Origin of the sequence: Methylobacterium sp. J-072 (assembly GCF_022829425.1) — a bacterium.
Taxonomy (GTDB): Bacteria; Pseudomonadota; Alphaproteobacteria; order Rhizobiales; family Beijerinckiaceae; genus Methylobacterium.
This window is the reverse complement of the sequence record NZ_JAKSYK010000150.1, coordinates 50,277-62,131: the sequence shown is the minus strand read 5'-3', so window position 1 is coordinate 62,131 and position 11,855 is coordinate 50,277. Positions and strand designations below refer to the sequence as shown.

Sequence of the window (11,855 nt, the reverse complement as noted above, 5' to 3'; positions counted from 1 at the left end):
ACGCCCGCCCTTCGGACGGGGCCGAGGCGGCGGGAGGAGCGGAGCGATCTCATCCCAGAGATCATCGGGCAGAAGCGGTCTGGCCATGCTAAACCAACGCTGAAAGCCTCGCTCCGTGCCGTTCTGTTAGGCGCTCTAAGTTAGCAAAGGCCCCTCTCGGCCCTCGCTGGTATCACGACCCGCTGAGGTTGCACGGCTTGTCGCCGAACAGGCACTTGGGGCGGAGTTCCTCATCGAGTCGAGGGTTCACGAAGCCGATACGCGGTGCCAGGTGCGCGATCCCGACGGTCACCCGATCGGGCTGGTCGAGGCCAAGGAATGGCGACGACTTGCAAAACCGTCGGCCGAGCCGGGACCGCAGATCTCCATTCAGGGCACCCGGACCACCATTTCAATCTCGACCTTGATTTCCGGCTTGTAGAGGGCTTGGACGCCAATCGTCGTGATGCTGGGCATCGCGTCCCCGAACAGTTCGCGCAGCGGGGTGAGGGCCTGCCCGAACGCCTCGCTCGTCGCATTCACGACGTAGACGCGCATCATGACGATGTCTTGCGCGCTTGCCTCCAGCTCCTTGAGTGCGGCGGCGAGGCTGGCGGTCGCAAGCTTTGCCTGGCCGGCAAGGTCGTCGGGCACTTGCTCGTTGCCGGGCGCCGCTGCGATCTGCCCGGACAGGAAGGCGAGGCGGCCTGGTTCCGCGACACTGATGTGCGAGTAGCCGAGCGAGGCCATGTCCCACATCGTGGGCGGGTTGCGGCGGCTTACCGAGACCGATGTTCCAGATGGAATGCGTGCGGTCACCTTGATCTCGAAATCGAAGCCCGAGAGCCAAGTGACTCCGACCGCGGTCCAGTTCGGATACGGAACTTGGGGGAACTTCTCCTTCTTGACCGCCATGACCGCGCCCATTTGCGTTTCCGGATCGGTATGGAACGACGTCACGTCGACGATGTCGTCGAACGTGCATCCTCCCGCAGCGAGCGTGGCTTCGAGATTGGCGAAGGCTTGGCGAACCTGCGCTTCGAAACCGGGTTCGAGCGAACCATCGGCGCGGCTGCCGACCTGACCCGACACGAACAATAGGTCATCCGATCGCACTGCCGCGGAATATGCGTGCTTCTCGTATAGGGCGCCCCGGTCGGCGGGAAACACGGCTTCACGCTTTGCCATCTCATCGTCCTTTCACGTTGGAAGCGAACGCACCTTGGCCTGCCCCCGCGATAAGCGAGAGATGAGGCCGCCCCGGTGTGGAATGGATAAGCCGGTTCCGCGATTGGGGCGTTCCAACCGCGTGGAAGCGGACGGCATGCCCTTCCGAACGGGCGAGATCGGCGGCTTCCTTCTCTGGCTCGGGAAACCGGGAATAGAAAAAGCCGGACCCGTCCTTCGTCCAGGCGATGGCCGTGAACCTCTCCCAGGAGATCTCGTCCCGAAGTATCGTCACGTCGGGGATCGGGATATGACCTACGGGTCATCCGAAGTGTCCCGCGCAACATCGCTGTCCGTTTCCGACCTGTCCCATCGCTCGGTCGATCAGCCATGGTCGGTCGAAACCGGTCGCGAAGGACGGGACCAATCTTCGAAGGCAGACATTCGGCCAGGGATGCCCCCTAGAGCCGCAATCCGCCGCCGACCTGCAGGGTCTCGCCGGTGATCCAGCTGCCGTCACCCGACACGACAAAGGCAACCGCGGCTGCGATGTCGGCCGGCTGGCCGACGCGGCCGAGCGGCGTGCGCGCGACGAACGGGGCCATGCCCTCTTCGCCCATCGCGCTCGTGCCTTCCGTCGCGACCAACCCCGGAGCGACACCGACGACGCGGATCCTGCGCGCCCCGAGTTCGAGTGCGAATGAGCGGGTGAGGTTGTCGACCGCGCCCTTCGTGGCGCTGTAGATTTGTGCCTGGGCGATGGGCGTGACGCCGGCCCCGGACGAGATGTTCACCACCACGCCCCCGGTCGGGAGAAACACCCTTGCCGCCGCCTGGGTAGCGAGGATCAAACCCTTCACGTTCAGCCCGAACTGGCGGTCTATCGAGTCCGGCGTGATGCTGGCGAGGTCGCCGAACTCGTAGATGCCGGCATTGTTGACCAGGATGTCGACATGTCCGAAGGCGGCGGTCGCCTTGTCGAACAACGCGTTGATCTCGGCGGGCTGGGAGACGTCCGCCTGAACCGCCTTGGCTTGCCCGCCGGCCGCCCTGATCGTCGTGACGAGTTTTTCCGCGGCCTCCGCGCTGCGCGCGTAATTGACCACGACGCTCGCCCCGTCCGCCGCCAGGCGGAGCGCGATCCCCGCCCCAATCCCCTTCGACGCACCGGTGACGATGGCCACCCGTCCTTCAAGCTTGCTCATCTCGATCTCCATATTCGTTGATCGGAAGCATTCCCTGGGACAGGGAATGGTAGCTGGCGATGTGCAGGTTCGGGTTCGTGCTTCCCAGTCAGTCGTGGAACGGGACCCATCAGGTCTTGACCTCGACGTCGAGCATGTCGGACCGGACCGTGGGATCGTCCGTTCCAAACCGCGTCGCCTCTTTCAGGTCCGCGGCCTTGAAGATCGCCATGCCGCCGGATGCCAGTTTCCCGGACAGGCCGCCAACCGTCTCAATGGACGGGCCGCTGAGTACGATCCCGCCCTTGTCGTGGCAGTCGCTGATGTAGGCGACGTGATCCTGGAAGCCGGGTTGCTCGTTGTAGGGCGTACCTTCGACCCACTTTGGTCCCGGAGTGTGGAACACGACGAAATAGTGGGGTCCGCTTTCGCCGATCATGATCGCATGCCTCGAAAAGGTTCTGCGCCATCGAATGATGCTTTATACGCCTGGCCGGGCTCAACATGCAGTCGTCGCGTCCCGCTTTTCCGCAAAGCCGGTAACCGGAACTGGTTCGACCGTCCGTTCCGGCATCCTGTTAGCGTCAGGCTCCGGGCGGCCTCACGGTCGTCGGGCCGATGCACGGGGATCATGCCCCCTCAACTCCTGCGCATCGGACTTTTTCCGGGGTCGGTCACCATGAGCGTGTCCGAAGCACCATTGCCTCGACCCCGTGGTGACGCCGGAGGACGACGATGCCCAGCCACGCCTGCATCGACCCGCATGACCAGTACGCCCAGGAGGAGGTCTTGGTCGTGTTCGAGACGACGGCAGGCGTGGTCAAGCTCATCTCGGCACACGACGCCTGGGACGATGACATCCTTCCCGAGCTTGAGGCCGTCCAGCGGCAGGCGCTCGAAAGAGAGATCCTCGACGATTACCCGCAGGAGATCCGGTATTCGAGGGTCGGCCCCGCCCGGGTTCGATCACGGATCGACAGACAGCAGGATCAGCATGAACGCCCAGGATAACAGTTCGCAATCCCTGCACGACGCTCGCGCGGAGGGCTTCCCCGACACGGTGAAGGCCGGTGCGAACGGGATGCGCGACACGAGCATCTGGCCGATGCCCAACGGCATGGAGGCGGCCGCGCGGCAGGCTAGGGAGGCCACGGAACGCTTCGGGCGCGCCCTCGGCTTCTCCGGGGAGGAAGGCGAACGCCTGACGATCCAGTCGAAGAAGAACATGGTGGCGGTGAAGCAATGCCGCGAAGTGCTGACGAAGGCGTTCCAGGCGTCGTCTCAGAGCTAGATGGAGATGGTTCAAGCCCAGTGGAAGCGGAACTTCGACGGCATGGAACGCCTGATGCACGCGAAATCCGTCCACGCGTTTGGCGCGATCCAGGGCGAACTCGTCCGGGAGAACCTGGAGCATATCCTCAGGGACAGCCACTCCATCGCGGAAAGTTCGATGAAGGCTGCGGACGAAGCCGGGAAGCTGCTATCTGCGATGACGGACCACGGCGCCGACGTACCGGCATGAGGCCCCCCTGGGCCTCGGGAAACCGCGCGCTCCGAGGCCGGTTCGATGCAGCTCTCGGCATCCGCATCGAATGGACGGATAACGCTTGCACGTCTGCTCGTGGTGGCATCGCTCGGCAATGCGCCTTGGCCTCGGACCCTACTGTCGATTGCCTTCACCGTCCTCGTGACCGGCATCGGCTTGTCGTGCGTCCTAACGAGCATCCTCGACGGTCGTCCGGTCATTTTTGCCGTCCGTTGACGCGATGAGGAACACCGATTGGAGATGGGCCGACATGACGATGAGTGTGGGGCATTTCGAGGCCATCCCGACCGATCATGCGCTGGAAGCCGAGCGTCAGGATCGGGAGTCGATGTCGGTCTGCGGTGAATCCCCACCCGGACTTGGAGAGGAGGGCACGACGGCCTTCGTCCCGCAATGCCGGAGCGAAAGCGCCTCGGCGTATGGCCTGAGGACCGCTGGCGAGATCCTCTCCCGCTACCTGATGGACTAGGAGCGCTGAAATCCCGGGAGTCGGCCTGGGAAATCAGCCGGGACCGTCGCTGGCAGCCGCGAGCAACGACACCAGCACGTTGCTGATCGGCATCGGGAGCCCATGGGCCCGACCACGGCGCAGGACGACACCGTTGCGGATACCCCATTCGAGCGGCCGGTGGGCCTCCCGGTCGGCAAGGATGGACGTTCCCATGTCGGCCGGATGGGCCTGGAACCCCTCGACGATCTGTTGCGGCACCTCGTCCCCCAGGATCGCGCCTTCGGCGCGGGCGACCTCAAGGCACTCCCGCAGATAGTCCAGGGACAACTGGGCGATGTCGGCGCGGGCGAACATCCCGGACCGGCGGCCGCTGAGAACCATCAATCCCGCGACCGCGTTCTGGAGCAGCTTGCGCCACGCCACGGACGTGAAGTCGGCGGCGAGCTCGACCGAGCAGCGTGTGCCGCTCAACGCCTGGAGCACGATACGGGCCGCCGGTACGTCCGGTACGGTCAGGCGGGCCTTGCCTCGCAGCCACACCGAACCGTCGGGCTGGGCCTGCGCCGGGAACCAGACGACGGACGGCACGACCGGGCAGCCCGGGACATGAGGGGCGACTGTCGATTCCTGCTCGACGCCGTTTTGCAGGACGCAGACGATGGTGCCCGTACGACATAAGGCCGCCAACCACGGCGCCGCCGCCTCGACCTGGGTCGATTTAACGGCGAGGAAAACCAGGTCGACCGCCCCTTCGATCTGCGCTGGGTCGGTCCGCACCGGACCCGGCACCACGACGACACCTTCGGCATCCTGCAGCTTCAGGCTCTCCCGAGCCGTGCGGCCGCAGAGTATCGGGGTACGGCCGACCTCATGCAGCGCCGCCGCGACGGTGGTGCCAATCGCCCCCGGACCCACGACTGCGATGCTTGGATACGTCGGCGTCGTCATATCGCTTCCCGCCTCCCGATGGACGATGGACAGGCGTACGCGCGTGTCGTCCGCGCCCGGCTCAGGCGCTGGCGGTCGCCTGGAGCGAGACGTCGAGGTGTACGGGGTTGTGCAAGGTGTTGGCCAAGGGAACACGGTCGACTTCCGCAACACGATCATCGTCCTGACCTCGAACCTCGGCGCCGAGTTCCTGGCCGCCCTGATGGAGGGCCAGCCGGCCGAGGCGGCCCGCGAGCAGGTCATGGAGGTCGTGCGCAGAGCATTCCGGCCGGAATTTCTCAACCGGCTCGACGAGATCATCCTGTTCAACCGACTGGGCCGCAGCGACATGCGCCGGATCGTCGACATCCAGCTCGAAGGCCTCGAAGGACGGTTGGCCGAGCGGAAGATCGCCTTGCACATCGAGGACGCGGCCAAGGACTGGCTCGCCAATGCCGGTTACGATCCGGTCTACGGCGCGCGTCCCCTCAAGCGCGTGATCCAGCGCCATCTGCAGAACCCGCTGGCCAAGATGCTTCTCACAGGTGCGATCAAGGACGGTGGCACGGTCCCGGTTTTGATCCTGAACGGACAGCTCACCGTCAACGGCTCGAGCTTGGCGCAGGCAGCCTGACATCACCAGCATTGGAAGGAGGCATGGGATGGCTGAGAAGCCTTTGGATCACGCGAGCTCTCCGCCCGCATCCGCCCGCCAGCCCTTACCTCTGGAGGCTCCCGAAGCGAGCGCGGCACCCGGGCCGGGCACGGGCGAGACCGCAGTACTGCAGGCCGAGAATGCTGCGCTTCAGGACCGCGCCCTGCGGGCCTTGGCTGAAGCCGAGAATACGCGGCGTCGAGCGAAGCGCGACTTAGAGGACGAGCGGCAATTCGCAGTGACAGGCCTCGCCCGCGAGCTTCTGCCCGTCCTGGACAATCTGCGCCGGGCCATCGTCGCGGCGGAGCAGACGTCATCTCAGGGCGCGTCGCTCATCGACGGTGTGCGGGCCACGGAGCGTCAACTCATGGGGGTCCTGCAGCGCGTCGGCGTACAGCGGGTCGATGCCCTCGGCGCGCCGTTCGACCCGTCGCGGCATGAAGCGATCATGGAGGTCGACGACCCGTCGACCACGCCTGGGGCCGTCGCTGACGTCATGGAGGAGGGCTACGTCATTCACGACCGGCTGCTGCGGCCTGCCCGCGTCATCGTCACCCGCCGCGGAACGTCCCGGGACGATCATCAAGAGCCCCATTCATCGCAGCAGCAGCCGTAAGGCGTCTTGCCCGGCGGGTTGCGCGGCTCGCCACAAGACGGCGCAGGGAGGAAGCGTTGAGCGACGATCCCTATGCAATTCTCGGCGTGAAGACCGATGCCGCTCCGGATGAGATCCGGAAAACCTACCGCAAGCTCGCGCGCAAACTGCATCCCGACCTGAACCCGGGCAACACGGAGGCAGAAGAGCAGTTCAAGAACGTGTCGCGCGCCTATGATCTGTTGAACGATCCGGAGAAGCGCGCCCGCTTCGATCGTGGCGAGATCGACATCTCTGGCGTTGAACGGCCCCGACAGCGCTACTATCGCGACTTTGCCGAGCCATCAGCCGACCACGCCTATACGAGCGATGCGGGCTTTGCGGATTTCGATGCCGACGACATCCTCTCCGAGTTCTTCGGACGCCGGGGTCGGTCGAATCTCAGGCGCCAGGGCGCCGATCTCCGCTATCACCTGAGCCTCGATTTTCTCGATGCGGTCAACGGCGCCACCCACGCGGTGACGCTGCCGGACGGCGCGACGCTCGATGTCCGGATCCCGCCGGGCACACGCGATGGGCAGACGCTTCGCCTGCGCGGCAAGGGGGAACCGGGCCAGGGCGGCGCGCCGCCTGGCGATGCCCTGATCGAGATCGGCGTCCGCCCACATCCGGTCTTCCGGCGCGAGGGTGACGACATCCATTTCGAACAGGGCGTTCCGCTGCACGCGGCGGTGCTCGGTGGCCGGATCGCGGTGTCGGCCCCGGCCGGGCCGGTGACCCTGACGATCCCGAAGTGGAGCGATTCCGGAAAAGTGCTTCGCCTCAAGGGCAAGGGCGTTCCGCGGACGGACGGCACAGCCGGCGACGCCTACGTCAAGTTGCTGATCAAGCTGCCGGACAGGCCCGATCCCGAGCTCGAACGCGTGGTCGCCGCGTGGCATCGGCGTGTGTGAGGAGGGGGACGGTATGGACGAGCGCGAATTCCTGGCCCGGGCGGACCTGCGCCCCGATCGACTTCAGATCTGGCTCGAAACCGGCTGGCTCGCACCGGCGTTCCGGGAGGGCGCTTTGCATTATGTCGAGATCGATCTGGCCAGGGTCCAGCTGATCCAGGATCTGCAGCACGATCTTGGGATCAACGACGAGGGCATCGCGGTCGTGCTCGACCTCGTGGATCAGGTCGGCGGCTTGCGGCACGTGTTGCAGGCGGTTCTGCGAGCCTTGCGGGCACAGCCCGCCGCGATCCGCCGGCAGATTGCCGATGACTGCGCGGCGCATGATCGAACGTGAAGTCAAACTGATCGGCGTCAGGGCTGCGATGCGCTCGATCTCCTAATCCAACGCTCTTCCGCCGCCCCGACCGAGGACACGAGCCGGGACGAATTCTGCAAGGCTGGCGGAGGCCCCGGACCCGCACGTGTCGGCCGGACATCGTCCGATCCGGCAATCGTGAAGCATTCGCCGGCTTAGAACCGGTGCGCGATCTTTATCCGGGGCGTCATCGCAATCGTGTTCGGCATTCTGGCGGCCCCAGGACCAGTCCCGACGTGGTGCCACAACGGCGTTCACGCCTGCTTTCCACCGGCCCACCCGGAAGGAATACGCACATGGTCACGTCAGCATTGCTCGTCATCCTTGCCGCCAAGCCCGGGAAGGAAGCCGAGGTCGAGGCGTTTCTGAGAAACGGCCAGCCCATCGTTCAAAACGAACCGGGAACCGTCGCGTGGTTCGGCGTCCGCTTCGGCCCCTCGACGTTCGGGATCTTCGACGCGTTTCCCGATGAAGCGGGACGGCAAGCGCACCTCTCCGGCCTGCTGGCGGCGGCCCTGAGCGAGCGGACGCCCGAGCTTTTCGCCTCGCCCCCCCGGATCGAAGCGCTCGACGTGCTCGCGGCGAAGCTGCCCTGAGACGCCGGGCCGAGGGGAGCGCTGAACCCTAACCGTTCGATCCAGAACTGAGAGAAGGAGAAACCGTCATGGCATCAAGCAATCGCGTCATCACGTACATGGGTCCGAGAAAAGTCGAGGTCCAAAACTTCGAATATCCGAAGCTCGTCGACCCCAAAGGCAACAAGACGCCGCACGGGGCGATCCTCAAGATCGTGACCACCAACATCTGCGGCAGCGATCAGCATATCTACCGCGGCAGGTTCCCCGCTCCCGCGGGCATGGTGCTCGGCCACGAGATGACGGGCGAAGTGATCGAAACCGGGCCGGACGTGCATTTCATCAAGAAAGGCGACCTGTGCTCGGTCCCGTTCAACGTCTCATGCGGGCGGTGCCGCAATTGCAAGGAGCGCCATACCGACACCTGCATGAACGTCAACGATGCGGTCGATTGCGGCGCCTACGGATTCAATCTCGGCGGGTGGCAGGGCGGACAGTCGGACTATCTCATGGTCCCGTTTGCCGACTGGAACCTGCTTCGCTTTCCCGACAAGGATCAGGCCATGGCCAGGATCAAGGACCTGACCCTGCTCTCCGACATTCTGCCGACCGGCTTTCACGGCTGCATTCAGGCCGGCGTCAAATACGGGTCGACGGTCTATATCGCGGGCGCAGGCCCCGTCGGCCGGTGCGCCGCCGCCTCCGCCCACCTCCTCGGTGCCTCCTGCATCATCGTGGGCGACACCAACAGCAAGCGTCTCGCGCTCGTGAAGGGCGCCGGATATGAGACCGTGGATCTGTCTTCCGAAACACCGCTCGCCGACCAGATCGAGGCGATCCTCGGCGAACGGGAGGTGGATTGCGGCGTCGATGCCGTCGGCTTCGAGGCGCACGGGAATGGACCGGGCGCCGGAGAGGATCCGGCCGCCGTCCTCAACGCGATGATCACGGTCGTTCGGGCCAACGGCGCCGTCGGCGCGCCCGGCATCTATACCGCGGGCGATCCCGAGGCCGTCGACCCGGAGGCCAAAGCCGGTACGTATCGCATCGATTTCGGCAAGGCCTGGATCAAGTCGCCCCACATCTCGGCGGGCCAAGCACCCATCATGCACTACAACCGCGATCTGATGATGGCGATCCTCTGGGATCGCATGCCGTATCTCGGAAAGGTCGTGAACGTCGAGGTCATCCCGCTCGAACGAGCGCCCGACGCGTACCGGATGTTCGACCAGGGCTCGCCCAAGAAGTTCGTCATCGATCCGCACAACACGACGAAACTGTCGGCCTGAGTTACCGGCGGATTCCGAGGGCGCCTCTGACCTGACCGGTATTTTGGACCTGCTCCTCTGGTCCTAGCTGATCCTCTCAATCAGCCCGGTCCAAGGCCAGCCGGTCAGGTCGTCACTTGCCAACTCGACGCCTCATACCGTTGCTGGAAAGGTCATGAAAGCCTTCGAGGCTGGCTGATCGGGCTGGCGGCATCCGAGTGGCGGCATCCGAGTGGCGTAGGTCGCGATGGCGTCAGGCACGTCGTAGCGGGCGCGGATCCATAGACAAGCCGACGATGCGGGGATTGCATCGCACATGTTCGATGAGTGAGCGTCCTGAATGGTCCACGCCCTGCATCCGAAGCGCCATGCCGGATTTGAAAAGCCTCGACGTCTATTACTGGGCCGCGACCCTCGGCAGCTTCAGCCGCGCGGCCGAGCGATTGAACATGACGCAGCCCGGGGTCTCACAGCGGATCGCCGCGTTGGAACGGGAGTTCGGCCTGCCGCTGTTCGAGCGCGGCGCCCGTGCCGTCGTCCTCACGCCCAAGGGCCGCGAACTCCTGGGCTATGCCGAGCGCTTCCTGCGCCTACGCACCGAGATGATGGGCGCGGTCGCCAATCCCACGGCGACGACCGGTGTGCTGCGGCTCGGTGCTTCGGAGACCCTGGTCCACACCTGGCTCATGCGGTTCATCGAAGCGATGAGCCGGACCTATCCCGGCGTGGCCGTGGACCTCTCGGTCGATGTCTCGCCAAACATGCGCGACGCCCTCGCCCGGCACGAACTCGACCTCGCCTTCCTCGTTGGGCCCATCACGGCGCCGAACCTGATCAACGTCCCGCTCTGCCGATTCGCGATAGCCTGGATCGCCGCGCCCGGCCTCGATTTCGGCGACGGCGAGATCGGCTTGGCGGAACTGGTCCGACACCCCGTGATCACTTACCCCCGTAACACCAATCCCTATGCTCAGCTGCGCGAGCTCCTGGCGCGCTCGAACCTGCCGCCGCCGCGGCTCTACAGCAGCGCCTCGCTCTCGACGATTGTACGTATGGCGGTGGAGGGCATCGGCGTCGGGGTGATCCCGGCCGAGACCGTGCGGACTGAACTGGCGGACGGGCGTTTGCGCGTCGTCGAGACGGCCGTGCGCCTGCCAGACATCGATTTTACCGCGACCTACGAGAACGTGCCGGACAACCGCCTCGCGGCGGCGGCCGCCGAGATCGCACGCGACATCGCCCTCGACTGGTTTGGAGACCCATAAGCCAGGTTTATGAATTTCGATGAGAAAAGATAATTCGACCTCCGCTGCCTAAAGGATAGGCTTGCCGCATAGAGAGGCAGAGGAGGCTGAACATGGCGTCCACGGCGACAATGCGCGCGAGCGATCTGGCAGCCCGGGCGACGTGGAGCGGGCGCGACAGCCGACTCGCCTGCCGCGCTGGAACGATCGCCGGCAGCACCGCGGGTGTCGCCGACGGCTACGTACAGGGAAACCTTGCCGTCTTCCCCGAGCGACTGGCCGACGATTTCCGCCTGTTCGCCGAGCGCAACCCGAAATCCTGCCCGGTGATCGGCGAGTCGCAGCCCGGCAGCCGCACGATCCATGAACTCGGTCTCGACCTCGACCTCGCCACCGATGTGCCAGGCTACCGCGTCTGGCGCGATGGCACGGTGGTCGGGGAGCGGACGGAGGTCGCCGACCTCTGGCGCGACGACCTAGTGGCCTTCGTCATCGGCTGCTCGTTCTCGTTCGAGGCGGCCCTCGTCGAGGGCGGACTGCCCCTGCGACACGTCGAGATGGGCGTGCGCGTGCCGATGTACCGGACGAGCATTCCTTGCACCCCGGCCGGTCCGTTCGCGGGGCCGATGGTGGTCTCGATGCGCCCGCTCACCCCCGCGCAGGCGATCCGCGCAGTAGAGATCACCGCCCGCTATCCCCGGGTGCACGGCGCCCCTGTCCACCTTGCCCGGCCAGACCTGATCGGCATCCGCGACCTCAGCGCCCCCGATTACGGCGACCCGGTGCGGATCTGCGCGGACGAGATTCCGGTGTTCTGGGCCTGCGGGGTCACTCCCCAGTCGGTGATCGCGTCGGCGCGCCCGGACTTCGCGATCACCCATGCGCCGGGCTGCATGCTCATCACCGACCGACTCAACGCCGAATTTGCGATGGCGTGATTCCCGCATTCCGGC

Annotated in this window: 15 protein-coding genes and 4 pseudogenes; 12 read left to right on the top strand and 7 right to left on the bottom strand. The window is 65.5% G+C overall.

Going from position 1 to position 11,855, the window contains the following annotated elements:
- The 6 genes and pseudogenes from MKK67_RS17675 to MKK67_RS17655 form a co-directional block, all read right to left on the bottom strand.
- Positions 1-87: pseudogene (locus tag MKK67_RS17675) on the bottom strand (IS5/IS1182 family transposase); the annotation flags it as partial.
- Positions 88-369: 282 nt separating this feature from the next.
- Positions 370-708 (bottom strand): annotated as a pseudogene (locus tag MKK67_RS17670) (RidA family protein); the annotation flags it as partial.
- Between the two features lie 72 nt (positions 709-780).
- Positions 781-1,167 (bottom strand): annotated as a pseudogene (locus tag MKK67_RS17665) (RidA family protein); the annotation flags it as partial.
- Position 1,168: 1 nt separating this feature from the next.
- Positions 1,169-1,441: a hypothetical protein gene (locus MKK67_RS32950; protein ID WP_409568413.1), complete on the bottom strand. Its 273-nt coding sequence runs from the start codon at positions 1,439-1,441 to the stop codon at positions 1,169-1,171.
- A gap of 166 nt (positions 1,442-1,607) precedes the next feature.
- On the bottom strand, positions 1,608-2,351 hold the full coding sequence (locus MKK67_RS17660) for an SDR family NAD(P)-dependent oxidoreductase (protein WP_243966512.1): 744 nt from the start codon (positions 2,349-2,351) through the stop codon (positions 1,608-1,610).
- Between the two features lie 109 nt (positions 2,352-2,460).
- Complete coding sequence (locus MKK67_RS17655; RefSeq protein ID WP_243966502.1) at positions 2,461-2,769, bottom strand: YciI family protein; 309 nt, start codon at positions 2,767-2,769, stop codon at positions 2,461-2,463.
- Between the two features lie 296 nt (positions 2,770-3,065).
- Between MKK67_RS17655 and MKK67_RS17650 the strand changes: the two genes are divergently transcribed.
- From MKK67_RS17650 to MKK67_RS17635, 4 genes are all read left to right on the top strand, one after another.
- Entirely contained in the window at positions 3,066-3,341 is a 276-nt protein-coding gene (locus MKK67_RS17650) for a hypothetical protein (RefSeq protein ID WP_243966500.1), read from the top strand.
- Complete coding sequence (locus MKK67_RS17645) at positions 3,325-3,621, top strand: hypothetical protein (RefSeq protein ID WP_243966498.1); 297 nt, start codon at positions 3,325-3,327, stop codon at positions 3,619-3,621. Before MKK67_RS17650 ends, MKK67_RS17645 begins: the two co-directional genes overlap by 17 nt.
- A gap of 6 nt (positions 3,622-3,627) precedes the next feature.
- Positions 3,628-3,852, top strand: coding sequence for a phasin family protein (locus MKK67_RS17640; protein ID WP_243966496.1), 225 nt, complete (start codon positions 3,628-3,630; stop codon positions 3,850-3,852).
- Between the two features lie 274 nt (positions 3,853-4,126).
- The gene (locus MKK67_RS17635; protein WP_243966494.1) at positions 4,127-4,345 is read left to right on the top strand and encodes a hypothetical protein; all 219 of its coding nucleotides are present in this window, start codon (positions 4,127-4,129) and stop codon (positions 4,343-4,345) included.
- Between the two features lie 33 nt (positions 4,346-4,378).
- On the opposite strand, the gene MKK67_RS17630 is transcribed toward MKK67_RS17635, so the two are convergent.
- Positions 4,379-5,275 (bottom strand): oxidoreductase, encoded by an 897-nt coding sequence (locus MKK67_RS17630; protein WP_243966492.1) that lies wholly within the window; start codon positions 5,273-5,275, stop codon positions 4,379-4,381.
- Positions 5,276-5,396: 121 nt separating this feature from the next.
- Between MKK67_RS17630 and MKK67_RS17625 the strand changes: the two are divergent.
- The 8 genes and pseudogenes from MKK67_RS17625 to MKK67_RS17590 all read left to right on the top strand — a co-directional run.
- Positions 5,397-5,888: pseudogene (locus MKK67_RS17625) on the top strand (AAA family ATPase); the annotation flags it as partial.
- Between the two features lie 28 nt (positions 5,889-5,916).
- Positions 5,917-6,525 (top strand): nucleotide exchange factor GrpE, encoded by a 609-nt coding sequence (locus tag MKK67_RS17620; protein WP_243966490.1) that lies wholly within the window; start codon positions 5,917-5,919, stop codon positions 6,523-6,525.
- Between the two features lie 56 nt (positions 6,526-6,581).
- On the top strand, positions 6,582-7,457 hold the full coding sequence (locus tag MKK67_RS17615) for a DnaJ C-terminal domain-containing protein (RefSeq protein WP_243966489.1): 876 nt from the start codon (positions 6,582-6,584) through the stop codon (positions 7,455-7,457).
- Between the two features lie 13 nt (positions 7,458-7,470).
- Positions 7,471-7,794 carry a chaperone modulator CbpM gene (locus tag MKK67_RS17610; RefSeq protein WP_243966488.1) on the top strand — a complete coding sequence of 108 codons (324 nt, stop codon included), beginning with the start codon at positions 7,471-7,473 and terminating at the stop codon, positions 7,792-7,794.
- Between the two features lie 317 nt (positions 7,795-8,111).
- On the top strand, positions 8,112-8,411 hold the full coding sequence (locus MKK67_RS17605) for a putative quinol monooxygenase (RefSeq protein ID WP_243966487.1): 300 nt from the start codon (positions 8,112-8,114) through the stop codon (positions 8,409-8,411).
- A 68-nt stretch (positions 8,412-8,479) separates the two neighbouring features.
- Positions 8,480-9,679, top strand: coding sequence for an alcohol dehydrogenase catalytic domain-containing protein (locus MKK67_RS17600; RefSeq protein ID WP_243966486.1), 1,200 nt, complete (start codon positions 8,480-8,482; stop codon positions 9,677-9,679).
- Positions 9,680-10,026: 347 nt separating this feature from the next.
- Positions 10,027-10,923: a LysR family transcriptional regulator gene (locus MKK67_RS17595; protein ID WP_243966485.1), complete on the top strand. Its 897-nt coding sequence runs from the start codon at positions 10,027-10,029 to the stop codon at positions 10,921-10,923.
- A gap of 110 nt (positions 10,924-11,033) precedes the next feature.
- The gene (locus MKK67_RS17590) at positions 11,034-11,840 is read left to right on the top strand and encodes a putative hydro-lyase (protein WP_243966511.1); all 807 of its coding nucleotides are present in this window, start codon (positions 11,034-11,036) and stop codon (positions 11,838-11,840) included.
- Positions 11,841-11,855 lie beyond the last annotated feature (15 nt).